This window comes from Flavobacterium sp. KACC 22763, assembly GCF_028736155.1.
Classification (GTDB): domain Bacteria; phylum Bacteroidota; class Bacteroidia; order Flavobacteriales; family Flavobacteriaceae; genus Flavobacterium.
In genome coordinates this window covers 1,422,871-1,445,380 of sequence record NZ_CP117879.1, presented here as the reverse complement: position 1 = coordinate 1,445,380, position 22,510 = coordinate 1,422,871, and the positions used below count along the sequence as shown (strand labels likewise).

General features: G+C 31.8%; 24 protein-coding genes. 14 read left to right on the top strand and 10 right to left on the bottom strand.

Going from position 1 to position 22,510, the window contains the following annotated elements:
- Window positions 1–59: 59 nt before the first annotated feature.
- From PQ463_RS06365 to PQ463_RS06335, 7 genes are all read left to right on the top strand, one after another.
- Window positions 60–665, top strand: coding sequence for a murein L,D-transpeptidase catalytic domain-containing protein (locus PQ463_RS06365; protein ID WP_274256845.1), 606 nt, complete (start codon window positions 60–62; stop codon window positions 663–665).
- A 42-nt stretch (window positions 666–707) separates the two neighbouring features.
- On the top strand, window positions 708–1,400 hold the full coding sequence (cmk, locus tag PQ463_RS06360; protein WP_274256844.1) for a (d)CMP kinase: 693 nt from the start codon (window positions 708–710) through the stop codon (window positions 1,398–1,400).
- 69 nt (window positions 1,401–1,469) lie between these two features.
- Window positions 1,470–2,846 carry a nucleoside permease gene (locus PQ463_RS06355; protein ID WP_274256843.1) on the top strand — a complete coding sequence of 459 codons (1,377 nt, stop codon included), beginning with the start codon at window positions 1,470–1,472 and terminating at the stop codon, window positions 2,844–2,846.
- A gap of 66 nt (window positions 2,847–2,912) precedes the next feature.
- Window positions 2,913–3,266 carry a hypothetical protein gene (locus tag PQ463_RS06350; protein ID WP_274256842.1) on the top strand — a complete coding sequence of 118 codons (354 nt, stop codon included), beginning with the start codon at window positions 2,913–2,915 and terminating at the stop codon, window positions 3,264–3,266.
- 3 nt (window positions 3,267–3,269) lie between these two features.
- Entirely contained in the window at window positions 3,270–3,764 is a 495-nt protein-coding gene (locus tag PQ463_RS06345; RefSeq protein WP_274256841.1) for a hypothetical protein, read from the top strand.
- Window positions 3,765–4,160: 396 nt separating this feature from the next.
- Window positions 4,161–5,936: a 30S ribosomal protein S1 gene (rpsA, locus tag PQ463_RS06340; RefSeq protein WP_111376332.1), complete on the top strand. Its 1,776-nt coding sequence runs from the start codon at window positions 4,161–4,163 to the stop codon at window positions 5,934–5,936.
- A 124-nt stretch (window positions 5,937–6,060) separates the two neighbouring features.
- Window positions 6,061–8,379: a DUF7619 domain-containing protein gene (locus tag PQ463_RS06335; RefSeq protein WP_274256840.1), complete on the top strand. Its 2,319-nt coding sequence runs from the start codon at window positions 6,061–6,063 to the stop codon at window positions 8,377–8,379.
- A gap of 118 nt (window positions 8,380–8,497) precedes the next feature.
- On the opposite strand, the gene PQ463_RS06330 is transcribed toward PQ463_RS06335, so the two are convergent.
- From PQ463_RS06330 to PQ463_RS06320, 3 genes are read right to left on the bottom strand one after another with little or no spacing between them, the layout of a single operon-like run.
- Entirely contained in the window at window positions 8,498–9,025 is a 528-nt protein-coding gene (locus PQ463_RS06330) for an ExbD/TolR family protein (RefSeq protein WP_274256839.1), read from the bottom strand.
- Between the two features lie 11 nt (window positions 9,026–9,036).
- Complete coding sequence (locus PQ463_RS06325) at window positions 9,037–9,567, bottom strand: ExbD/TolR family protein (RefSeq protein ID WP_274256838.1); 531 nt, start codon at window positions 9,565–9,567, stop codon at window positions 9,037–9,039.
- Between the two features lie 34 nt (window positions 9,568–9,601).
- Window positions 9,602–10,126, bottom strand: a complete 525-nt coding sequence (locus PQ463_RS06320; RefSeq protein ID WP_274256837.1) for an ExbD/TolR family protein — start codon at window positions 10,124–10,126, stop codon at window positions 9,602–9,604.
- 215 nt (window positions 10,127–10,341) lie between these two features.
- Here PQ463_RS06320 and PQ463_RS06315 point away from each other — a divergent pair, with 215 nt between their 5' ends.
- A complete protein-coding gene (locus PQ463_RS06315; RefSeq protein ID WP_274256836.1) occupies window positions 10,342–10,896 on the top strand; it encodes a fasciclin domain-containing protein in 555 nt (184 codons plus the stop codon).
- An 87-nt stretch (window positions 10,897–10,983) separates the two neighbouring features.
- On the opposite strand, the gene PQ463_RS06310 is transcribed toward PQ463_RS06315, so the two are convergent.
- The 7 genes from PQ463_RS06310 to PQ463_RS06280 all read right to left on the bottom strand — a co-directional run bounded on the left by PQ463_RS06310 (window position 10,984) and on the right by PQ463_RS06280 (window position 17,887).
- Window positions 10,984–11,829 carry an EamA family transporter gene (locus PQ463_RS06310; protein ID WP_274256835.1) on the bottom strand — a complete coding sequence of 282 codons (846 nt, stop codon included), beginning with the start codon at window positions 11,827–11,829 and terminating at the stop codon, window positions 10,984–10,986.
- 63 nt (window positions 11,830–11,892) lie between these two features.
- Window positions 11,893–12,036, bottom strand: coding sequence for an SsrA-binding protein (locus PQ463_RS06305; RefSeq protein WP_111368963.1), 144 nt, complete (start codon window positions 12,034–12,036; stop codon window positions 11,893–11,895).
- 231 nt (window positions 12,037–12,267) lie between these two features.
- Complete coding sequence (locus PQ463_RS06300; protein WP_274256834.1) at window positions 12,268–14,118, bottom strand: M56 family metallopeptidase; 1,851 nt, start codon at window positions 14,116–14,118, stop codon at window positions 12,268–12,270.
- 10 nt (window positions 14,119–14,128) lie between these two features.
- Entirely contained in the window at window positions 14,129–14,497 is a 369-nt protein-coding gene (locus PQ463_RS06295; RefSeq protein WP_111425003.1) for a BlaI/MecI/CopY family transcriptional regulator, read from the bottom strand.
- A gap of 27 nt (window positions 14,498–14,524) precedes the next feature.
- Window positions 14,525–16,126, bottom strand: coding sequence for a M56 family metallopeptidase (locus PQ463_RS06290; RefSeq protein WP_274256833.1), 1,602 nt, complete (start codon window positions 16,124–16,126; stop codon window positions 14,525–14,527).
- Window positions 16,127–16,134: 8 nt separating this feature from the next.
- Window positions 16,135–16,503 carry a BlaI/MecI/CopY family transcriptional regulator gene (locus tag PQ463_RS06285; RefSeq protein WP_066034576.1) on the bottom strand — a complete coding sequence of 123 codons (369 nt, stop codon included), beginning with the start codon at window positions 16,501–16,503 and terminating at the stop codon, window positions 16,135–16,137.
- Between the two features lie 166 nt (window positions 16,504–16,669).
- The gene (locus PQ463_RS06280; protein WP_111376340.1) at window positions 16,670–17,887 is read right to left on the bottom strand and encodes an MDR family MFS transporter; all 1,218 of its coding nucleotides are present in this window, start codon (window positions 17,885–17,887) and stop codon (window positions 16,670–16,672) included.
- A 99-nt stretch (window positions 17,888–17,986) separates the two neighbouring features.
- Here PQ463_RS06280 and PQ463_RS06275 point away from each other — a divergent pair, with 99 nt between their 5' ends.
- The 6 genes from PQ463_RS06275 (at window position 17,987) to PQ463_RS06250 (ending at window position 22,508) form a co-directional block, all read left to right on the top strand.
- Complete coding sequence (locus PQ463_RS06275) at window positions 17,987–18,586, top strand: DUF1684 domain-containing protein (protein ID WP_274256832.1); 600 nt, start codon at window positions 17,987–17,989, stop codon at window positions 18,584–18,586.
- Window positions 18,586–19,233 (top strand): TatD family hydrolase, encoded by a 648-nt coding sequence (locus PQ463_RS06270; RefSeq protein ID WP_274256831.1) that lies wholly within the window; start codon window positions 18,586–18,588, stop codon window positions 19,231–19,233. Before PQ463_RS06275 ends, PQ463_RS06270 begins: the two co-directional genes overlap by 1 nt.
- Window positions 19,234–19,364: 131 nt before the next feature.
- Window positions 19,365–20,078: a tRNA threonylcarbamoyladenosine dehydratase gene (locus PQ463_RS06265; protein WP_111368980.1), complete on the top strand. Its 714-nt coding sequence runs from the start codon at window positions 19,365–19,367 to the stop codon at window positions 20,076–20,078.
- Window positions 20,079–20,257: 179 nt separating this feature from the next.
- Complete coding sequence (locus PQ463_RS06260) at window positions 20,258–20,920, top strand: HAD family hydrolase (protein ID WP_274256830.1); 663 nt, start codon at window positions 20,258–20,260, stop codon at window positions 20,918–20,920.
- Between the two features lie 69 nt (window positions 20,921–20,989).
- Window positions 20,990–21,832, top strand: a complete 843-nt coding sequence (locus tag PQ463_RS06255; RefSeq protein WP_274256829.1) for a DUF2911 domain-containing protein — start codon at window positions 20,990–20,992, stop codon at window positions 21,830–21,832.
- A gap of 154 nt (window positions 21,833–21,986) precedes the next feature.
- The gene (locus PQ463_RS06250; protein ID WP_274256828.1) at window positions 21,987–22,508 is read left to right on the top strand and encodes a TetR/AcrR family transcriptional regulator; all 522 of its coding nucleotides are present in this window, start codon (window positions 21,987–21,989) and stop codon (window positions 22,506–22,508) included.
- The last annotated feature ends 2 nt before the right edge of the window (window positions 22,509–22,510 follow it).

Genomic DNA, 22,510 nt, shown 5'->3' with positions numbered 1-22,510 from the left:
TTTACAGAATCAAAACTTTCTTTTTAGTAAGAGGAAAAAAAATCTATAATAATCATTTCATGAAAAAAGTAATTATCATATGTCTTTTTGCTCTTGTGATTTTAGTAGGGTATTTTATAGTTTCGGATAAAAATAAAGTTGATTTGCTAGCTTCTGACTATAAAAGAGTTGAAACTCATGTTGCCGATATTAAAAAGCTAATTCATGCGAATACGAAATACAATGATAAAATTGCTTTTTTTATAGATATGAAGATTTCTTCGGGTAAGAATCGCTTTTTTGTTTATGATTTAAAAGCAGATAAAATTATAGACAAAGGTTTGGTTGCACACGGTTCTGGTTCTGAAACCGGCAAAGAAGGAAAACTTCGCTTTAGCAACATTCCAAATTCATTAAGCACTTCATTAGGAAGATATTCTATCGGAAATCATTATTACGGAAAGTTTGGAAAGGCATATAGGTTGTATGGGTTAGATGAGACAAATAATAATGCTTTCAAACGAGATATTGTTTTTCATTACTATTATGATGTTCCATATGAAGAGAAAGATGGCTACATTTGCAATAGCCATGGCTGTCCTATGGTTAATAAGAAATACTTTGAAAGAATAGCTCGATTAATTGATGGTTCCAAATCGGATATTTTAATGAGTATTTATTATTAGAAGAAAAAAGCTTTAAAAGAATAAAAATTTAAAAATAAAAAATTGAAAAAAATTACCATTGCTATCGACGGATTTTCATCTACGGGAAAAAGTACTCTTGCAAAACAATTGGCAAAAGAGCTAGAATATGTTTACGTAGATACAGGAGCGATGTATCGTGCTGTTGCGTATTTTGCTATGCGGCATAATTTGATTGGAGCTGATTTTTTTAAAAAAGAAGCTTTGATTGAAGCATTAACAGATATTAAACTTGAATTTAAATTTAATGCTGAATTAGGTTTTGCAGAAATGTATCTAAATGGAGAAAATGTGGAGAAACAAATTAGAACTATTGAAGTTTCTAATTTTGTTAGTACTGTGGCGGCAGTTTCTGAAGTTCGTGCCAAGTTGGTAGAGCAACAGCAGGAAATGGGAAAAAACAAAGCCATTGTAATGGACGGTCGTGATATTGGTACTGTAGTTTTTCCTAATGCGGAACTTAAAATCTTCATGACAGCAAGTGCTGAAACTCGTGCTCAAAGACGTTTTGATGAGTTACAGCAAAAGGGTGATAATGTTTCTTATGAAGAAGTTCTAAAAAATGTTGTAGATAGAGATTATATGGATACACACCGCGAAGATTCTCCTTTGGTAATTGCTGATGATGCAATAGAAATTGATAATTCTTACTTAAATAAAGAAGAACAATTTGCAGCTGTTTTAGAATTAGTGAATGATGTTGTTAAAACAATATAATTTTTTGTAGATATTATTTTTAATGGTAGTTTTACCGCTTCATTTTTACTTTAAAGACAATTTCACTATATGGGAATTAAAAACAGGTTAATTTTTATGAGCTTTCTTCAATTTTTTGTTTGGGGAGCTTGGCTTATCACAATTGGAAATTATTGGTTTGGAACCAAAAATTGGGAAGGAACACAATTTGGTTTAGTATTTGGAACCATGGGAATTGCTTCTTTATTTATGCCTACATTAACCGGGATTATTGCCGACAGATGGGTAAACGCTGAAAAACTATATGGAATTCTTCATATTTTGTACGCAGCCGTTTTATTTGGAATTGCACAAGTTACAACACCAGATACTTTTATTATAGTAATGCTTTTGGCAATGTGCTGTTATATGCCAACAATTGCTTTGAGTAATTCCATTTCTTATACTTCACTTAAATTAAACAATAAAAATATTGTAAAAGATTTTCCGCCAATTCGCGTTTGGGGAACAATTGGTTTTATTGTAGCGATGTGGATTACTAATCTAAGCGGAAGTAAGGCTACAGAATATCAGTTTTATATTGCTGGAGTTGGAGCTTTAATCTTAGGTTTTTATGCTTTTACATTGCCAAAATGTGAGCCGCAGCGTTTGATTAAAGAAAATGCAACATGGATTGAAACTTTCGGACTAGAATCTTTCAAATTGTTTGCAAACTATAAAATGGCTTTGTTTTTTGTTTTTTCTATGTTTTTAGGAGGAGCACTTCAATTGACAAATGCTTATGGGGATGTGTTTTTAGATGAATTTAAGCACTTTCCAAAATATGCAGATTCATTTGTAATAAAATATTCAACTATTATTATGTCGATTTCTCAGGTTTCTGAGACGTTGTTTATCTTGGCAATTCCGTTTTTCTTAAGACGTTTCGGAATCAAACAAGTTATGTTAATTAGTATGTTGGCTTGGGTTTTACGTTTCGGATTATTTGCTTTTGGAGATCCTGTAAATGGTTTATGGATGATTATTCTTTCTTGTATTGTTTACGGAATGGCATTTGATTTCTTTAATATTTCAGGTTCTTTATTCGTAGAAAGCAATACAGATTCTAAAATTCGTTCTTCTGCTCAAGGTTTATTTATGATGATGACTAATGGAGTAGGAGCGGTTCTAGGAAGTTTGACTTCTGGTTGGGCAATTGATCGTTTCTTTACAAAATCATTTGCTAATACAACAGAATTGGCTGGTTTTTTACAAACGGATGCCTCAAATGAAAAGATGGTAGAATTTGTAAAGAGCCAAGGAAATTCAATTTCTGCAGATGGAATTTTTACAAATCCAGTTTTAATGAAAGACTGGCATACTGTCTGGCTTTCGTTTGCACTTTATGCTTTGGTAATTGCTATTGCTTTTGCTGTATTGTTTAAACATAAACACGACCCAAAAGAAATTGAGAATTTGAGTCATTAAAAAAAGTATAAAACAAACCCGATAAATTTTTATTTGTCGGGTTTGTTGTTTAAAAAGATTGAATTTATGATTAGACAAATTTTAGCTGTAATAGCTGGTTATGCAATTTTTGTGATTACTTCTTTGCTGTTGTTTCAAGTCTCAGGAGTTAAACCACATTCTAAAGCTTCAGGACTATTTATGATTTTGACTTTTGTTTACGGAGTGATCTTTTCTTTTTTAAGTGGAGCTGTTACTCAGTTTATTTCGAAAGCAAGAAATTTAAAAGTTAATTTTATACTTTTTATTATCATGGCTGGTTTTGCCATTTTCTCACTGTTTAAGTCAAGTGGCAGTTCATGGACGCAATTGTTGGCGATTTTTGTTTTTGCGCCGTTTTCGGTTTTGGGAGGATTGTTTTGGATTAAAAGACATTATTGAAAAATGAAATGTTATAAAATTTTCTATGTATTTTTATTGTTTACTCTTTTAAGTTGTGAAAAGAAAATTGAGAATTTTTCACCAACAACAAAGTTAGATGGAATTCTTAAAAATGATGATCTTAGCAAAGTCTATTATGATTTTAGGATAGAAAATCCTTATTTATCTTATTTGCTGAAAGATCGAGCAAGCTTTAAAAAATTTGTGAATGAAGTTGAGACTAATGATTTAGTTTTGTTGACTGAATGTGAAAAGCCAATGATTCGCTGTTTTGCTTTTAAGGCGCTAATAGAGCAAAATTATCCTAAAATTAGGGAAATGTTATTCAGACACAAGTATGATAATGAAAAGGTAGAATATTTAGCAGGCCGATGTATTAGAATGGACATATCTGTAAAGAATTATATGTTACAACAACTTAGTCCGTTTTCAGGAAATAAATATTCTTTTAATAGAAGTGAATATAGAGAAATCCAGAAAGAGTTTCGGGAAGAATAATAGAAATATTTTGTTCTTTTTGGAGTATGATTAATTAAACCTGACAGGTTTTTAAAACCTGTCAGGTTTCGCTTTTTAAGGTTCTTATGAAAACAAAAAAAATCTAACCTAGCCCCGATAGAAGTGGAAATCCTTTTGTGACGGGGTTCGGCACAAAAGATTGCAACGGATAGCGGGACTAAACGTCTTTTGGAACCTCAAATCTTCTGCTTCTTAATAATCAACTGATAATCATATCGGTTTTGTTTTGTTAATTCAGAAAAATGTATTAATTTTGCAGTCCTTTTGGCAGAGAAGAGTTTCCATTAGGAATCAACCATTTATGTAAAACAACTTCTGTATTTTCTATCGCATAGAGAAACTCGAGAAAAACAGAATACAAATTTTTTTATCAGCATGTCTGAACAAACAAAATCACAAGAAGAGTTTTTAGCAAATTTTAACTGGCACAACTTCCAAGAAGGAATCGATGCAGTAGATGAAAAAAACTTACAAGAGTTTGAAGAACTAGTATCAAAAACTTTCATCGCTACAGATCAAGAAGAAGTAGTTGAAGGAGTTGTAGTTAGAATTACAGATAGAGACGTTATCGTTGATATCAATGCTAAATCTGAAGGTGTTATTTCTTTAAACGAATTTCGTTACAACCCAAACTTAAAAGTAGGTGACAAAGTAGAAGTATTAATCGACATCCGTGAGGATAAAACAGGTCAATTAGTATTATCTCACAGAAAAGCACGTACTATCAAATCTTGGGATAGAGTTATTGCAGCTAATGAAACTGGAGAAATCGTTAACGGTTTTGTTAAATGTAGAACTAAAGGAGGTATGATTGTTGACGTATTCGGTATCGAAGCGTTCTTACCTGGATCTCAAATTGACGTTAAGCCAATTAGAGACTACGATGTATATGTAAACAAAATGATGGAATTCAAAGTGGTAAAAATCAACCACGAATTCAAAAACGTAGTTGTATCTCATAAAGCTCTTATCGAGGCTGATATTGAAGTACAGAAAAAAGAGATCATCGGTCAATTGCAAAAAGGACAAGTATTAGAAGGTGTTGTTAAAAACATTACTTCTTATGGTGTGTTCATTGACTTAGGTGGTGTTGACGGATTAATTCACATTACTGACCTTTCTTGGAGCAGAATCAACCACCCAAGTGAAGTTCTTGAATTAGACCAAAAATTAAACGTTGTAATCCTTGATTTCGATGATGAGAAAACAAGAATTCAATTAGGATTGAAACAATTAAACGCTCACCCATGGGATGCTTTAGATGCTAACTTAACTGTTGGTGACAAAGTTAAAGGTAAAGTAGTTGTAATCGCTGATTATGGTGCTTTCATCGAAGTTGCTGAAGGTGTTGAAGGTTTAATCCACGTTTCTGAAATGTCATGGTCAACTCACTTACGTTCTGCTCAGGACTTCGTGAAAGTTGGAGATGTTGTTGAAGCAGTTATCTTAACTCTTGACAGAGAAGATCGTAAGATGTCATTAGGTATCAAACAATTGACTCAAGATCCATGGACTGACATTACTTCTAAATACCCAGTAGGTTCTAAACATACAGGTATCGTTAGAAACTTCACAAACTTTGGTATTTTCGTAGAATTAGAAGAAGGAATTGATGGATTAATCTACATTTCTGACCTTTCTTGGACTAAGAAAATTAAACACCCATCTGAGTTTGTAAACGTTGGTGAAAAACTTGATGTTGTTGTATTAGAGTTAGATGTTGAAGGACGTAAATTATCTTTAGGTCACAAACAAACTACTGCTAATCCTTGGGATCAGTACGAAGATTCTTTCGCTGTAGGAACTATCCACAACGGTGAGATTTCTGAAATCGTTGACAAAGGAGCTACTGTAGAATTCGGAGATGATATTGTTGCTTTCATTCCTACTCGTCACCTTGAAAAAGAAGACGGAAAGAAATTGAAAAAAGGTGATACAGCTGATTTCAAAGTAATTGAGTTCAACAAAGAATTCAAAAGAGTAGTTGCTTCTCACACTGCTATCTTCAGAGAAGAAGAAGAGAAAAACGTGAAAGCTGCTGCTGAAACTACTACATCTGCATCTACAAACGCACCAGCTGCGACTTTAGGTGACAACAATGATGTATTAGCTGCTTTAAAAGCTAAAATGGAAAAAACTGAGAAAAAATAATTCTTAGCTTTTTTATAAATAGAAAGTCCCACAGAAATGTGGGACTTTTTTTTATTTAATAGTTTAAATTTTAGAATATTTTAACAAATAAAGTTGTGTTATTATCTCAAAAAGTTATTTTTGTATGAAAATACCACATATGAAGAAACTTTACTTTTTATTTTTGGCTCTATCCTTTTTTAATATATTGAGTGGGCAAGTAATTAATTTTCCAAATGCTCAATTTAAATCTGATTTGTTATCAGGGAGCTATACTAGAGATATTAATGGTTACTATTTATCAGTCGACAGTAATGGTGACAAGGAGATTGATATCTCTGAAGCCTTAAAAGTATATGAAATAACAGATGAAAATCACTTCATTACTGATGTTACTGGTATCGAAAATTTTACAAACCTTGTAACTTTAAAAATTCAAGGAAATAGGATTACTAACCTAGATGCATCTAATTTTAAAAAACTTAAATACTTAGATTGCAGTTCTAACATGCTAAAGACTTTAAATATATCAGGCCTTACTGATTTATCTTATTTAAAATGCAGTACAAATGGACTAAAAAATCTGGATTTAACAGGTTTAATATCTCTTACTAATTTGTATTGCTCACAAAATGCTATTAAAAATTTACTAATAAAAGATTTGCCTCTTTTAAAACTTGCTGAATGTGTGGGGCTTGGATTTGGTGACACTTCAACAACTAGCACTTTAGTGCTAGATAATCTGCCGAGTTTAATAAATTTAGATTGCACGTCTGGAAATATTTCTGAATTAAAAATGACGGGAATTGGCAAGCTTGAATATTTAACTTGCAAAGGAAACAAATTGACAACATTGGATGCTTCAGAAATGTATAGTGCTAAAAGTATAATAGTTTCAAATAATTATGAATTGACTTCTTTATTTGTTAAGAATGGAGTTGATGAAAATGTGAGTTTTGGAAATAATAATTTTAGTAGTAAGTTGAAATATATTTGTGCTGACGAAAGTCAAATAAAGAGTCTTCAATATAATATTGATAGAAATATGTCATATATGTCAGGAAAGTGCTTAATAGGTTCATATTGTAGTTTTAAGCCTGGAGGAGTTTTATATACTGTAAAAGGTAATCAAAAATGGGATATAAACAATAATGGCTGTGATATACAAGATCCTATTTTTCCTTACCTAAAGTTTAATATATCTAATGGAAATATTAGTGAAGATTTTATAGCTGATAATTCTGGGAAATATAGTATTTATGCTCAAGCTGGAAATCATACACTAAAACCCATTATTTTAGAAAATTCATCTTTTTTTATAGTTTCTCCAAATAATGTGAATGTTAATTTTCCGATTGATAATAATCCTTTTATACAGGATTTTTGTATTTCATCAAATGGAAATCATTCTGATTTAGAAATTGTTATGTTGCCAATAGAAGATGCGAGGCCCGGTTTTAATGCTAAGTATAAAATAATATATAAGAACAAAGGGAATACTATTGAAGAAGGTTCAATTAATTTGGATTTTGATGATAGTAAATTAGAATATGTTTCTTCAGATGTTTTTTTTAAAACTAAAGCAGTAAATAAAATAGTATGGAATTTTAATAATTTGCAACCATTTGAAAGCAGGCAAATAATTGTTTCTTTAAAAGTCAATAGACCAACAGAAACACCTCCTGTTAATATAGGTGATATAATAACTTATACATTGAAAGTGAAATCTGAAAGTAGCGACGAAACACCATTAGATAACACTTTTACTTTAAATCAAACAGTTGTTGGTTCCTACGATCCAAATGACAAAACTTGTTTAGAAGGTTCTATTGTTACGCCAAGTTTAATAGGCGAGTACGTGCATTACATGATTCGTTTTGAAAACACAGGGACATATCAAGCACAAAACATCGTAGTTAAAGATATGATTGATTTATCAAAATTTGATATTTCAACTTTAATTCCAACTAGTTCAAGCCATTCTTTCGTAACTAATATATCAGAAGGAAATAAAGTAGAATTTATATTCGAAAACATAAATCTTCCTTTTGATGATGCTAATAATGACGGTTACATTGCTTTTAAAATAAAGACAAAACCAACATTACAGGTTGGAGATACATTTACCAATGATGCTAATATTTATTTTGATTATAATTTTCCTATTTTGACTAATAAAGCAACTTCAACATTTAAAACTGTTTTATCAACGGAGGATTTTAATTTCTCTAGATATTTAAGTTTATATCCAAATCCGGCAAATCAGTTTTTAAATATTTCGCAAAACCAGAATATCGAAGTGCAATCATTTGAAATTTATGATGTTTTAGGGCAATTAGTAATTGCGGTTCCAAATGCAAAAACAACTTCAAATATTGATATTTCTAAACTTAGAGTAGGTAATTACTTTATACGAGTAAAATCAGACCAAGGAAGCTCAAGTATGAAATTTATTAAGAATTAAACAGGAAGTCCCACAGAAATGCGGGACTTTTTTGTTTGTAATGATTTGATTAGAGTTATTTCACTATTGCCACTTCGAGAGGAGTCGAAAATCTTTTGAAAAAAAATATTTTGTGATGTTAATTTGAAGCTAATAATTTTGATTCTTCTGGTGTAAACTGAGGGACAATTGCATAAGAAGTTATATTAGCAATTCTCATTTCATCTAATATATCTACTAAATTGCCATAATTTGAGTTTTGTGTTGGTTTTATAATGACCGTTATTCCTCTTCCTGGCCTACCAAGTCTTGCTGAATATTCTAAGCTCATTTTATTTTTTTCCATTAGTTCTTGTCGAATTCCATATTTGCCGTAGTTAGTTTCTTTAGGTGCTTGTATAGGAAATGCTAATAAGCCATGATAAGTTATTATTTTGTTATTTTTGTCTAGCAATAAAGTCGCTACTAGATTGTCATCGGGCTTATTACAATCTGGTTCAGGACCGCAGCCGCTACGACCAGAATATAGTTCCATAATTTTCGGTTTCGACAATTCCCCAACAACCATAAAAAATATAATTAGCAAAAAAGAAACACTAACCATTGCAGTTAGATCTACTTTTGAATTTAACTTTCTGCTTCTGACTTTTTGAGGTAGATTTTTCATAGGCTTTATATTTAGTTTGAAGCTAGTAATTTAGATTCTTCCGGACTGAAATCATTTACTATTGCATAAGTATCAATTTTTGCAATTGCCATTTCATCTAAAATGTCAACCAGATTTTTAAAATTACTTTTTTTGCTTGGTTTAATAATAACAATAAGCCCTCTTTCAGGTTTTCCTAATTGAGCATAGTACTTTAACATGTTCTTGTTTTGTTTTAAAAGCTCTTGCCTAATTCCTTGCTTTCCGTACCCTAACTTTTTTGGAGCAACTTTAGGCATTTCTAATAATCCCATGTAGCATACTAATTTGTTTTCTTCTCCAAGTAAAATTGTATAAGACCTATTCTCTCCAAAGCATCCGCCTGTCGAACCGCATATTATATCATCGTTGTTTGGTAAACTCAAATCGGCAACTTTTGGTTTTCTTAACTCAATTGTGACCATAAAAAATATAATTAGCAAAAAAGAAACACTAACCATTGCAGTTAAATCCACTTTTGAATTTAACTTTCTGCTTCTGACTTTTTCAGGTAGATTTTTCATAGGCTTTTTGATTTAGAGTTGTGACACAATTGAATTAGTTTGAGGCCAATAATTTTGATTCTTCTATAGTAAAATCATTTATTATTGAATAGTTTTCAATATTGGCAATTTTCATTTCATCTACTATATTTACTAAGCTTCCATAGTTTGAATTTTTACTCGGTTTTATAATAACGATTACTTCACTTGTTGGTTTTCCTTCGGAGATCATATAATCATGAACTTCTTTCTTTTTACGGAAGATTTCTTGCCGTATCTCATTTTTTTCAAAATTAAACTCTTTTGGCTTCTCGATTGGAAATTCCAACAAACCTGAATAAGTTATTATTTTACCATTTTTATCTAACAATATGGTATACAATCGATCAGTTTTGACACATCCAATATTTTCTAAATAGACATAGTTCTCTGGAAAAGAAAGATTGATTGTTTCAGGCTTTAATAATTTCTTAGCAGCCATAAAAAATACAATCAGTAAAAAACAAACGCTGACCATTGCGGTTAAATCTACTCTTGAACTTAACTTTCTGCTTCTGATTTTTTGATGCAAATTTTTCATGATTAGTAAGTTTTGATTTTAAATTTAATAATAAAATCGATACAAAAATTAGATGTATTTATAATTTTTTGAAAAAATATTAGAATACTTTAATGCCTTGTTTTGCGGGAAGTTTAGGAAAGAATTAGATTTTTTTGGTTTAAAAATAATTTTCAAATGAAAACCAAAACTATTCTATCGCCGTAAATGACCTTATAACTTAAAAATCATTTAATATGAAAACTAGAAAATTTTTAGCTCTTGCAGTTTTAGCTTTAGGATTTGCATTTACATCAAATGCTCAAAAATCAGTTATGGTCGGTGGAGCAGCGATGTATCCAAATAAAAATATAATTGAAAATGCTGTTAATTCAAAAGATCATACGACCTTGGTTGCTGCTGTAAAAGCTGCCGACTTAGTTGAAACTTTAAAAGGAAAAGGACCATTCACTGTTTTTGCCCCAACAAATGCAGCATTCGATAAATTGCCAAAAGGAACGGTTGAAACGTTGCTTAAACCAGAAAATAAAAAAATGCTTCAAAATATCTTGACTTATCATGTTGTTGCAGGAAAATGGGATGCTTCGGATATTGCAAAAGCTATAAAAGAAGGTAAAGGAAAAGCAACTATAAAAGCGGTAAATGGAGGAACATTAACAGCTTGGATGAAAGGAAAAGACTTATATATTAGCGACGAGAGCGGCAATAAAGCAAAAGTTACTATTGCCGACGTAAATCAGTCAAATGGCGTTATTCATGTTATAGACGCTGTATTGCTTCCTAAAAAATAAATGGCTTAAATTCTAATAAAAAAAACAAATTCCAAATTCCAAATGCTACATTGGAATTTGGAATTTTATTTTTGAGATTTTTTAAGCTTATTTTTTAGATGTCAAAGTACTTCCTGCGGAAGCAATTACAACGCATATTACAGCTAGAATTTCGTAAAAATTTAAACTTTCTTTCAGAAAAATAAAGGCACAGATAGAGGCTGCTGCCGGTTCTAGGCTCATTAAAATACTAAAAGTACGTGGAGGAAGTTTTCCCAATGCTTTCATTTCTAGTGTAAACGGAATTGCACTCGATAAAAGAGCAAGAGCAATACCCATTCCGAAAAGTTTAGGCGTAAGATTGTTTAATCCGCTTTCAAAGAAACCAAAAGGTAAAACTAAAAGAGCCGCAAATAACATTCCTATAGTAACGGCATCTCCATCATTCATTATTTTTGAAACTTTGCCTCCTAAAACAATATAAGCACTCCAAAAAGCCCCAGCTAAAAGAGCACATATAATTCCGACAGGATCTAAACGATCATTTGTCCAAGGCGCAATTAATAAAATACCAACTGCAGCCAATAAAACCCAGCAATAATCAACCAAACGTTTTGAACCAGCTATTGCAAGCAATAATGGCCCCACGAATTCTAGTGTTACCGCCAAACCAATTGGAATTCTTTCTATAGCGAGATAGTAAATTAAATTCATAGCACCCAATGATAAACCATAAGGAATTACAACTTTCCATTGTTTTGGTGTTATGGTTCTCAAATTTGGTCTATAAGCTAATAATAAAATTATTGCCGAAATACCAATACGCATTGATGCTGTACCTGCTGAGCCAATTGTTGGAAAAAGTGTCTTTGCAATTGCCGCACCGAATTGCACACTGATAATTGCTAATAATACTGCTGGAACAGGAGACAGACTGATTTCTCTGTTTTTCATAAAAAAATAAGACAGAATGCTAAAAAGCCTATTTCTGTCGGATAAATAAAAATGTATTCTAAATTAATTGCCCAATGCTTTTTTTGTAACATAGGCGCGATAACCAATAATTGCCATTTGCCATTTCTTTGCTTTTGAAATATCCAGACCTTGTTTGGTAAAGCTTGGCAAAAGTAGTTTATTTAGTTTAGCTAATAATTTATACATGGTAGATTTGTTTCGGCAAAGATATAAAAAAAAGACTTTGTGTTTGAAACAAAGTCTTTTGGCAGTAAAATGTAAAAGTATTTAAATTCTGATAACCAGATTTTTATCTTCAGCTGTTTTGTGATTTAGGGTATTTTTAGAGTCTCCATTCATCCAGCTTTATTGATGACAAATTTGAAAAGAGAAACCAGTGTTTGAGCACTGGTTTTTTATGTTTCAAAATATATGCAACTATGCTTTTTTATTTTGTTTTTCCATTTCTTTCATGTCTTTTTCATGCTGCTTCATATCTTTCTCATGTTGTTTCATGTCTTTTGCATGTTGCTTCATGTCTTTGGCGTGCTGTTTCATATCAAGCTCATACTGTTTCATGTCTTGTTCGTATTGCTTCATGCTATTTTCATAGTCTTTAGAATCATCTCCGAAGTTAAATTTAAAGTCATAATTAAATTTTTCCATGTTTGCACTAAACTTTTCCATAGCAATTTCATACTTAGCCATTTCTTTCTCATAAATAGCTTCTCTTTGAGACATAATAGTTTCAATTTGTTTCTCATATGCATCCATCTGAGGTTCCCATGCTTCCATTTGTTTTTCAAAAGCTTCCATGTCTTTTTCAAATTTAGCCATAGCAATTTTATCTTTTGGGTTTTTAGGAGCAACTGGAGGTTTTGGCATTTTTGACATGTCAACTGCAGGAGCAGGAGGCAGTGGCCCTGAAGGAAATGAAGGTGGAGTTGGAGGTGCTGGAGGAACTATATCTCCATTACGAACAATAACTTTTTCGTTTCTGATAATTATCGGTGTTCTGAAATTTTTATCAGTATTGATAACAATAGCTTTTGCTCCATTTTCATCTGTTCCAATTGCCAGTTCACAATCTTTTATAGCTTCGTCTCCGTCAATTTTGATAGTTTGTTTTTTGCCAGAATCCGATTTTACTTTGATCTGAATTGCTGTTAATTCTTCTTTGGTATTTCTTTTTACATCAGAAATCTCAACATCAAGATTATGATTTGTTTTTAACTTTCCAGGAAGTTCGTTTAATTCCTTATCGGTTGTATTTTTTGTTATTTTGATGGTTTCATCAGAATCTTTGATAGTATCTCTTTGAACAACAGCTTCATTTTGTTTCTTTTCCTGTGCAATGGTCTTTATCTGAAATAAAAGAACAAATGCGCCAAGAGCAGGAATTACTGCCGAATATTTCCAGTAGTTTCTTTTCTTTGATTGATTTTTGTTTAACATGACAATTCGTTTTTTGATTAATGATTGATAAAAATGATTGGTGATTGCAACACAAGTTTCATGCGTTGTGATTTTTAAAAGTGTATATTGATACGCTTTTTTGTCTGCAATTTTTTTTGAAGCTTCGCTATCAGCAATAAATTCTAGGTTTTGCAAAATTGCTTTTTTATAAAGCCAAACAATTGGATTGAACCAAAATAGGATACAGAAGATTCTCGAAATCAAAACATCGACTGTGTGTTTTTGATCGCTGTGCACTTTTTCATGTTCCAGAATATTCTCTAATTCTGCTGCTGTATATAGTGATGAGTTATATACAATGTAATCAAAATAGGAGAAGGGAGCAATGTTTTCATCCACATCAATGAATTTAAAATCATTTTGCTGTTCAATTTTCTTTCCTTTCAAAACAGAGTTTAAGCTGTAAAAATCTAGTGCAAATTTGATTAGAAATGCCAAGAAACCAATTCCATAGACTACGGCAAGAACTAAACTCCAATTGATTTCAAAATTTTCCTCCTCAACAACCGTAACCGTTGTGGGTTTGTATTGAGGTGTGTAAGCAATGACATCTTGACTTGAAATTGGAATGTTTTTTACAGCATTTTCCGTAGTTGTTATAATTGGGGCAGGAGCAAGCACAGGCGGTGCTTCAACCCAAATCACTTTGGTGTAAACTACAAAAGGCAGTATAACAGAAGTAATTAAACCAGCAATAAGAAACCAGCGGCTGCTGTTGAAAAAAGTCTCTTTGCGAAGTAAAAAAATGTAAGCAAAATAAAACGTTGCTAATAACCCGCTTGATTTTAGGATAAAAATGAAAAGTGCTTCCATACTATTTTGATTATTTGCCTTCTTTTGGATTTTCGATCATATCTAAGATTTCACGTAATTCGTCCGCCGAAATTTTTTCTTCTTTGGCAAAAAATGAAACCATACTTTTATAAGAACTATTGAAATAATTGTCAATAGCAGTACTCATAAAACCTTTTCTATAATCTTCTATGCTTACAGCTGGGTAATACTGATGTGTATTTCCGAAAGCATTATGCTTCACATAACCTTTCTCTTCCAGATTACGAACTATGGTCGACAAAGTGTTGTAATGCGGCTGATCTTCTAAAATCTCTGCTTGAATTTCTTTTACAAAAGCCTTTTTCAGCTTCCATAAAATATGCATGATTTCTTCTTCTTTATTGGTTAGTTTTTGCATTTTTTCTCTTTAAAAATTAGAAAGGTCTTATTTTTTAGTTTCGATTTCGATTACTCCATTTGTGGCTTTATCACCATATTGATCAGCTGCCTCTATTGCTTTTAAGACATTTACAGATAAAATATTTTCAGGTTTAATGCTATTGTAATCAAAGCTAGAAGGCATTTCTTCTCCATCAACAATCACTAGAGGGCTACCTACTTTAATGTTTGTTTTTACGCCACTTGAAACAGCAACAGTCGCACCATTGCTTGCAATAACTTTAGTGTTGCCGTCTTTGTTTACGATTACAGTAGTGCTAATATTTGTATTAGTATCACTGTTAATTTTTGTACTAGTAGTAGAATTAGTGTTAACATTGGTTTCTGTATTAGTAATTGTATTTTTAACTTCAGAATGGTTTTCCTTTTCATTTAAAGCAACTTTTTGACTTACAGCGCTTTTTTCATCATAGGTTTTGATGCCAGTTCTTTTTGTGCCATTTTTTCCAGAAACAACAACTATCCCGAAATCTTTAATGGCAACTTTTCCGCCTGTTTGGATAGATTGAGATTTTTGGTTTTCATAAGCTATTTCAACTTTAAGTGAAGTTAGCTGATTTGCCGAGTTTCTTTTGACTCTAGAAACTTCAAAATCAACATTGTGCAACATTTTTAATTGCGTTTTGATTCTTTTTAGCTCTAAATCAGTAGTGTTTTTTTGAATTTTGTAAATATCAACGGCTTCAATTTCGTTTGAAACTGATTTTACAGTTTGAGGTCTTTCTTTTGCAATTACTTCAATTTGAAATAATAATACAAATGCAGCAAGAGCTGGGATTACAGCATAATACTTCCAAGAATTTCTTTTTTTTGATTGACTTTTGTTTAGCATAACGATTCGTTTTTTGATTAATGATTGATAAAAATGATTAGTGATTGCAACACAGTTTTCGTGCGTTGTTATTTTTAAAAGCGTGTATTGATAGGCTTTTTTGTCTAAAAGTTTTTTAGCGGCCTCGCTGTCGGCAATAAATTCTAAATTCTGAGTTATTGCTTTTTTGTAAAACCAGACAATCGGGTTGAACCAGAAAATAATGCTGAATATTCTCGAAATCAACACATCGAATGTATGATTTTGATCGCTGTGCACTTTTTCGTGTTCAATTATGTTTTCCAATTCTGAAGCTGTGTACAGTGATGAGTTGTACACGATATATTCAAAATAGGAGAAAGGAGCAATGTTTTCGTTTATATCTATGAATTTGAAATCGGCTTGCTGTTTGATTTTTTTTCCTTTAATAATGGAATTCAAACTATAAAAATCGATTGCCAATTTTATTAGAAAAATCAAAAGGCCTAAAGCATAAAGCCCAAGAAGGAAATAGTTCCAATTAAACTCCGAAGATTCGTCTTGAGATGTGTTTGATACGAAATTCTGAAAATCGGTATCAAATTGTGGAGCCGCATTTATCCATATTACCTTCGTATAAGTCACTAATGGTAAAATTGCTGATACAATTAAACCAGACAAAAGAAACCATCTGTTGCTGTTAAAGAACGTTTCTTTGCGCAACAAGAAAAAGTAAGCGCAATAAAACAAAAGCATTAAGCCACTTGATTTGATAATATAAATGAAAAGTGCTTCCATAATCCGAATTATTTATCTTCTTTTTTATTTTCGATCATCGATAAAATTTCGCGTAATTCATCTGCTGAAATTTTCTCTTCTTTAGCAAAAAAGGACACCATGCTTTTATAAGAACTATTAAAGTAATTATCGATTGCGGTTTTCATAAATCCTTTTCTGTAATCTTCAATTGGTACAATCGGAAAGTATTGATGTGTGTTTCCGAAGGCATTGTGTCCAACATATCCTTTTTCTTCCAGATTACGCACAATAGTAGATAATGTGTTGTAATGCGGCTGGTCTTCAGTTATTTCAGCTTGAATTTCTTTTACAAAAGCTTTTTTAAGCTTCCATAAAATCATCATAATTTCTTCTTCTTTGTTTGTTAACTTCTGCATCTTCTTTAATTTTAATTCAAACCTACAACTATTTTTTTAGTTACACAACTATAAAAATAGTTATTTAACTAAAAATTAAGTTTGATTTCGATTTTAGACGCAAAAAAGCAATTCAAATTTAATGGTAATAAATTGAATTATAGTATTTTAAAAAGTTAAAAGTTGTTTAGGAAGCTTTTGGGTTAAGTAAAGCATTTTTAATCCAGATACAGCATCCAGTTGCAAGAACACCCATGCAGGCCATAAAAAGCCAGTTGGTTTGGTAGCCAAATCGGGTAATAATCTCGAAGCCAAGTTTAGAACTCACAATATGAGCAAGACTAAAACTCATGGTATAAAGTGCCATGTATCGTCCTTCTTGTCCGCGCGGTGCACGACTTAGCGCAAATGCATTGGAAAACGGAAAAGTAAGAACTTCACCAATAGAAATGCAAACCATGCTGACAACCAATATTCCTGCCCAGAAATTAATAAGAAGCAAAAAGAAACTGGATGCCATTACAAAAGAACCTACTATTATAATTCGAATTTTAGGAAAAGCTTTTCGCTCTAAAAATCCAACTGTTGGCATTTCTAGAGAAAAGATTAAGAGCCCGTTTAAAGTCATTAAAAGACCTGTTTGGAATTCGCTTAAGCCAAATTTTTCATTATGATATAAAGGTAGAGTAGTAAATAACTGGAAGAAAATCATAGCTGTAATAAAACTAACGAATAAGAAAACCCAGAAAATTTTATCATGAAAAACCGATTTTACATCAGTAGCGCTTTCTGCTTTATCGTCGTGAGTGGCTTTTTTCTTTTCTTTTACTAGCAGAGCGAAAATAGAGATTGAAATAATGCAAGAAGCACCGTCGACCCAAAACAAACCTGAATATCCCATTCCCATAATAATTAAACCGCCAAGGGCAGGTCCCGCTGCAAAACCTAAATTTACAGCAAGACGTACAAGTGTTAGAGCGCGGGTTCTATTTTCTGGTTTAGCATAAGCTCCAAGAGAAACAAACATCGCAGGTCTAAACATATCGGCAATGGTCATAAGAACAAACATTGCTACGCAAAGTGCCCAAAAAGTAGTAATATATTGTACAAAGAAAAGAGAAACACCGCTTGTAAATAAGCTAAAAATCATAATCTTATAGAACCCTATTTTATCTGATAGTTTACCTCCAAGCCACGAACCCAACATTGACCCAAAACCAAATGCAACCATAATCCACCCCACTTGATTGTACGAAAAGTGAAGATCTTCTTTCAAATATTTTGATAAAAAAGGAAGAACCATTGTTCCAGCGCGGTTGATAAAAGTGATGATGGCAAGAATCCAAACTTCTCTGGTAAAACCTCGAAAGTTGTTAATGTAGTGAGTTAGGGCGTTTTTAAGCATTTTGAGTGATAGATTATCGTCACAAAGTTAGGAAACTTTGTCTCGTTAAGTGGTTGTTGTTTTGTTACTTTTGAACTATTTTTGCATAAAATTTCTAGAATGAAAACTATAAACGCCATAGCTTTATTGTTGGTTTTTAATTTTGCTTTTGCACAAAAAAAGTTTAATAAAGCTGATGTACAAAAATTTCAAAAGAAAATCAATTCGGAATTTGCTGATCCTAAGACAAGTCCGTTGATGGCTGAAGATCTAAAAACTTTTAAAAGCTTAGATTTTTTTCCTATTTCTGAAACGTATTTTGTTAATGCGACTTTAGTAAAAGCTAAAGGGGGAAAAGTTTTTGAAATGAAAACTTCGGGAAAATATACTCCAAAGTACATTAAATATGGAACCTTAAATTTCAAAATAAACGGAAAAGCGTTTCAGCTTGCCGTTTACCAAAGTTTAGATCTTATAGTTCAGGAAAAATATAAAAATCATTTATTCTTGCCTTTTTCAGATTTAACAACTGGTAAAGAAAGTTATATCGGCGGCCGTTATATTGATTTAGAAATTCCGAAAGGAAATACAATAGCAGTCGATTTCAATCAAGCTTACAATCCGTATTGTGCTTATAATTACAAGTATTCTTGTCCGCTTGTACCGCAGGAAAATGATCTGAAAATTGAAATTAAAGCTGGTGTAAAGACTTTTCATTAATGGAATATTTTAATTTTCATACGCATCAATTTACCAATCAATCAGATGTTTTAGAATTGGTTAATCAATATCCAAAAGATTTTGATGCGTTAATTCCATTTTATTCGATAGGAATTCATCCTTGGTATATTGACGAAAATAGGCTTAATGAAGATTTGAAAATTATTGAAGTAAAACTGCAAACCAATAATTGTCTGGCGATTGGTGAATGTGGTCTGGATAAAAGAATAGAAGTTCCGTTTGATTTACAGGTCTCTATTTTTGAAAAACAATTGGAATTAGCAGAAAAATATAAAAAACCAGTAGTAATTCATTGCGTTGCCGCTTTTCAGGAAGTCATGGCAATTAAGAAAAAAATGAGGATAAATGTTCCAATGATTATTCATGGTTTTTCGAAAAATAATCAATTGGCTGAGCAATTAATAGCTGCTGGATTTTATCTTTCATTTGGAAAATATTTATTGAAAAATCCAGATTTGAAGTCGGTTTTTCAAAATGTTCCAAATGATCGTTTTTTCTTAGAAACGGATACTATTGAAGAATCAATTAAAGAAGTTTACGAATTGGCTTCTGAATATAAAGGACTAAATTTAAAAGAATTAGAAGAGATTATTTCAAGTAACTATAGAAGTGTGTTCGAATTGTAAAACATGATTTGTCAGGCGAAGTAAAGTCGAAGTCCAAACCAATAGGAACACCTTTCGACTTCGCTCAGGGCGCCAAACGTGTAAAACTTGAAACATTAAACTTGAAACAAAAAAAATAAAATAAAGAATATATGGCAGAATGGACAGAAAGAGCTGAGCTTTTGTTTACTAAAGAAGGATTAGAAAATTTACAAAAATCTAATGTTTTAGTCGTTGGACTAGGAGGAGTTGGATCTTTTGCAGCTGAATTTTTAGCAAGAGCAGGAGTAGGAAACATGACAATTGTAGACGGAGACGTTGTGGATATTACCAATATTAACCGTCAATTGCCAGCTTTGCACTCAACAGTAGGTCAGCCAAAAATTAAAATTGTAGGCGATCGTTTAATGGATATTAACCCAGAATTAAATCTAACTCGTGTTCAGGAATTTCTTTCTCCAGAACGTGCTTTTGAGATTGTTTCTCCAGAATTTGATTATGTTTTGGATTGCATTGACAGTATTACTCCAAAATTAAATCTGATTATTGCCGCAAAACGCAAAAGAGTAAAAATCATCAGCAGTATGGGAGCTGGTGGGAAAATGCTGGCTTCAAAAGTAAAAGTAGCAGATATTTCAAAAACAATTAATTGCTATTTCTCTAAAACAATTCGCAAACGTTTAAAAGAAGTAAAAATTAATAAACTGAAGGTAGTTTTCTCTTCTGAAATTCAAGACGAAAAAAGCCTAAAATTAACAGACGGTAAAAACTTTAAAAAATCGTTTTACGGAACAAACAGCTATATGCCAGGATTATTTGGTTTGCACGCCGCAGAAACGGTGATTAGATATTTGCTTAAAAAGTAAGGTTCTGAGATGCTAAGATTCTAAGGTGCTAAGGTTTTTTACTGAAACGCTGAATCTTAATTCCTTTGAACTTATAAATAAAACGTAAAGCAACTTTGTCAAAGTTTAAAACTTTGACAAAGTTAAACAGACACAAGAGAAACCTTAGAGTCTCAGAATCTCAGAAACTTTAAAAAAAAATGATTAAAACAGTAATTTTTGATATGGATGGCGTGATCGTTGACACGGAACCTGTTCATCGTTATGCCTACTATTTACAATTTTCAGAATTAAATATTAAAGTTCCTGAAGAAATGTATACCACATTTACAGGATTTTCAACTCGAAATACATTTCAAACTTTAAAAAGCTATTTTCCAACTGTAGAGCAGGAAGTTGAAGATTTGATTCAGAGAAAAAGAACCATTTTCAATGATGCTTTTGATACTAAGGAAGATCTATATCTTTTAGAAGGTGTTGAAGACCTGATTAAAGATTTGTACAACAACGGAATACAATTGATTTTGGCTTCATCAGCTTCAAAAGTTACTATTGATCGCGTTTTTACAAGATTTAATCTGCATCAATATTTCACGCACATTGTGAGCGGTGAAGATTTTCCGCAATCAAAACCAAATCCAGCCATATTTATTCATGCAGCTTCATTGTCGATTGCACCAAAAGAAGAATGTATTATTATTGAAGACAGCACAAATGGTGTAAAGGCGGCAAAGGGTGCCGGAATTTATTGTGTAGGATACAAAAGTGAACATTCTCATCTTCAAGATTTGTCTGAAGCAGATTTAGTTATAGAACATTTTAACGAATTAAATGCTGAAAAAATATCACAGCTAAAGCCTTGAATTATATAAAATTTAACATTTTAAAGCTGATTGAATTTGTAAATTTGAATAAAATAAAAACGTAAAATAATGAAAAAACTACTTATTGCTTTAGCTCTGATTATAGCTCCATTAGCATCAGAAGCTCAAGTAAAAACTCCACAAGCAAGTCCAAAAGGATATATTAAACAGACTGTTGGTTTAACCGATGTTGAAGTTACCTATTCAAGACCTGGAGCAAGAGGAAGAGCCGTGTTCGGAAACTTAGTTCCATTTGGGAAACTATGGAGAACAGGAGCTAACGAAAATACAATCATTAACTTTAGCGACGACGTTATAATTGACGGAAAAACGCTAAAGAAAGGAAAATATGCAATCTATACCGTTCCTAGAATCGAAAGCTGGGATATCATTTTTTATCTTTCTACAGACAACTGGGGATTGCCAGAAAACTGGAGCGACGCTTACGTAGCTTTAAAAACTACTGTAAAAGAAGAGGCTTTGCCAACTCCTGTTGAAACATTTACAATCGGAATTAACGGTTTAGATCCAAATTTTGGTTATTTAGATATTTCTTGGGAAAACTCTCATGTTGCTTTAAAATTTGAAGTTCCAACTGCTAAAATTGCTACAGCAAGTATCGATAAAGCTTTGGCTGGTCCAACTTGGAATGATTATTTTGCCGCTTCTCAATATTTATTCCAATCAAACGGAAATATTGAAACGGCTAGAAATTATGTAGACAAAGCGCTTGATATGAGTTCAGACAAACCTTATTATGTTTCAAGATTAAAATCTTTAATCCAAGCAAAACAAGGTGACAAAAAAGGCGCAATTGAAACTGCAAAAGCTTCTTTAGCATCTGCAGAAGCGGCAAACAATGCTGATTACGTAAAATTGAACAAAGACAGTATCGCTGAGTGGAGTAGATAGAAAATTCTTTCGAATTGTTAAAATCCAATTTTTAAAATATAAAATTCCAAAACTGACGAGTTTTGGAATTTTTTTTGCATTAAAAATAAAACAGACAGACTTGTCTGTTTGTTTTGAGAAAAAAACTATCTTTGTAGATATAAATTACGATGCTATGTTGCCAAAAGAAAGAATACTAGAAAAAACATTTACTTTATTTCATACGCAAGGTTATAATGCTACAGGCATCAATCAGATTATTGAAGAGGCAAAAGTGGCTAAAGCTAGTTTTTATCAGCACTTTAAATCTAAAGAGGATTTGTGTGTGGCTTTCTTAAATCAGCGTCATTTCTTTTGGTTTGAAGAATTACAAAAGTTTACATCAAAGGAAGAGGATAGGAAACTAAAAATTTTGGCTTCTTTTGATTTCTTAATTTATATGAATAAAAAGGAAAATTTTAGAGGTTGCAGTTTTCTAAATATTCTATCAGAGATTCAATCAGATAATGTTAAAATTCTAGATGTCATTCAAAATCATAAAGCTGATCTACGTGTCTATTTTAATGAAATTTTAAATGATAATCTTTTATCAGACCATGTGTATCTGCTTTTTGAGAGTTGTATTATAGAAAGTCAACTTTTTAAATCAAATCAACTTATTGAGCAAACTAAGAAAATTATTCAAACTTTAATCTAATT

Coding starts and splice junctions, on each gene's coding strand:
- PQ463_RS06365 (WP_274256845.1), top strand. CDS start 60: ATGAAAAAAGTAATTATCATATGTCTTTTTGCTCTTGTGATTTTAGTA.
- PQ463_RS06355 (WP_274256843.1), top strand. CDS start 1,470: ATGGGAATTAAAAACAGGTTAATTTTTATGAGCTTTCTTCAATTTTTT.
- PQ463_RS06350 (WP_274256842.1), top strand. CDS start 2,913: ATGATTAGACAAATTTTAGCTGTAATAGCTGGTTATGCAATTTTTGTG.
- PQ463_RS06345 (WP_274256841.1), top strand. CDS start 3,270: ATGAAATGTTATAAAATTTTCTATGTATTTTTATTGTTTACTCTTTTA.
- rpsA (WP_111376332.1), top strand. CDS start 4,161: ATGTCTGAACAAACAAAATCACAAGAAGAGTTTTTAGCAAATTTTAAC.
- PQ463_RS06335 (WP_274256840.1), top strand. CDS start 6,061: ATGAAAATACCACATATGAAGAAACTTTACTTTTTATTTTTGGCTCTA.
- PQ463_RS06330 (WP_274256839.1), bottom strand. CDS start 9,025: ATGAAAAATCTACCTCAAAAAGTCAGAAGCAGAAAGTTAAATTCAAAA.
- PQ463_RS06325 (WP_274256838.1), bottom strand. CDS start 9,567: ATGAAAAATCTACCTGAAAAAGTCAGAAGCAGAAAGTTAAATTCAAAA.
- PQ463_RS06320 (WP_274256837.1), bottom strand. CDS start 10,126: ATGAAAAATTTGCATCAAAAAATCAGAAGCAGAAAGTTAAGTTCAAGA.
- PQ463_RS06315 (WP_274256836.1), top strand. CDS start 10,342: ATGAAAACTAGAAAATTTTTAGCTCTTGCAGTTTTAGCTTTAGGATTT.
- PQ463_RS06310 (WP_274256835.1), bottom strand. CDS start 11,829: ATGAAAAACAGAGAAATCAGTCTGTCTCCTGTTCCAGCAGTATTATTA.
- PQ463_RS06305 (WP_111368963.1), bottom strand. CDS start 12,036: ATGTATAAATTATTAGCTAAACTAAATAAACTACTTTTGCCAAGCTTT.
- PQ463_RS06300 (WP_274256834.1), bottom strand. CDS start 14,118: ATGGAAGCACTTTTCATTTTTATCCTAAAATCAAGCGGGTTATTAGCA.
- PQ463_RS06295 (WP_111425003.1), bottom strand. CDS start 14,497: ATGCAAAAACTAACCAATAAAGAAGAAGAAATCATGCATATTTTATGG.
- PQ463_RS06290 (WP_274256833.1), bottom strand. CDS start 16,126: ATGGAAGCACTTTTCATTTATATTATCAAATCAAGTGGCTTAATGCTT.
- PQ463_RS06285 (WP_066034576.1), bottom strand. CDS start 16,503: ATGCAGAAGTTAACAAACAAAGAAGAAGAAATTATGATGATTTTATGG.
- PQ463_RS06280 (WP_111376340.1), bottom strand. CDS start 17,887: ATGCTTAAAAACGCCCTAACTCACTACATTAACAACTTTCGAGGTTTT.
- PQ463_RS06275 (WP_274256832.1), top strand. CDS start 17,987: ATGAAAACTATAAACGCCATAGCTTTATTGTTGGTTTTTAATTTTGCT.
- PQ463_RS06270 (WP_274256831.1), top strand. CDS start 18,586: ATGGAATATTTTAATTTTCATACGCATCAATTTACCAATCAATCAGAT.
- PQ463_RS06265 (WP_111368980.1), top strand. CDS start 19,365: ATGGCAGAATGGACAGAAAGAGCTGAGCTTTTGTTTACTAAAGAAGGA.
- PQ463_RS06260 (WP_274256830.1), top strand. CDS start 20,258: ATGATTAAAACAGTAATTTTTGATATGGATGGCGTGATCGTTGACACG.
- PQ463_RS06255 (WP_274256829.1), top strand. CDS start 20,990: ATGAAAAAACTACTTATTGCTTTAGCTCTGATTATAGCTCCATTAGCA.
- PQ463_RS06250 (WP_274256828.1), top strand. CDS start 21,987: ATGTTGCCAAAAGAAAGAATACTAGAAAAAACATTTACTTTATTTCAT.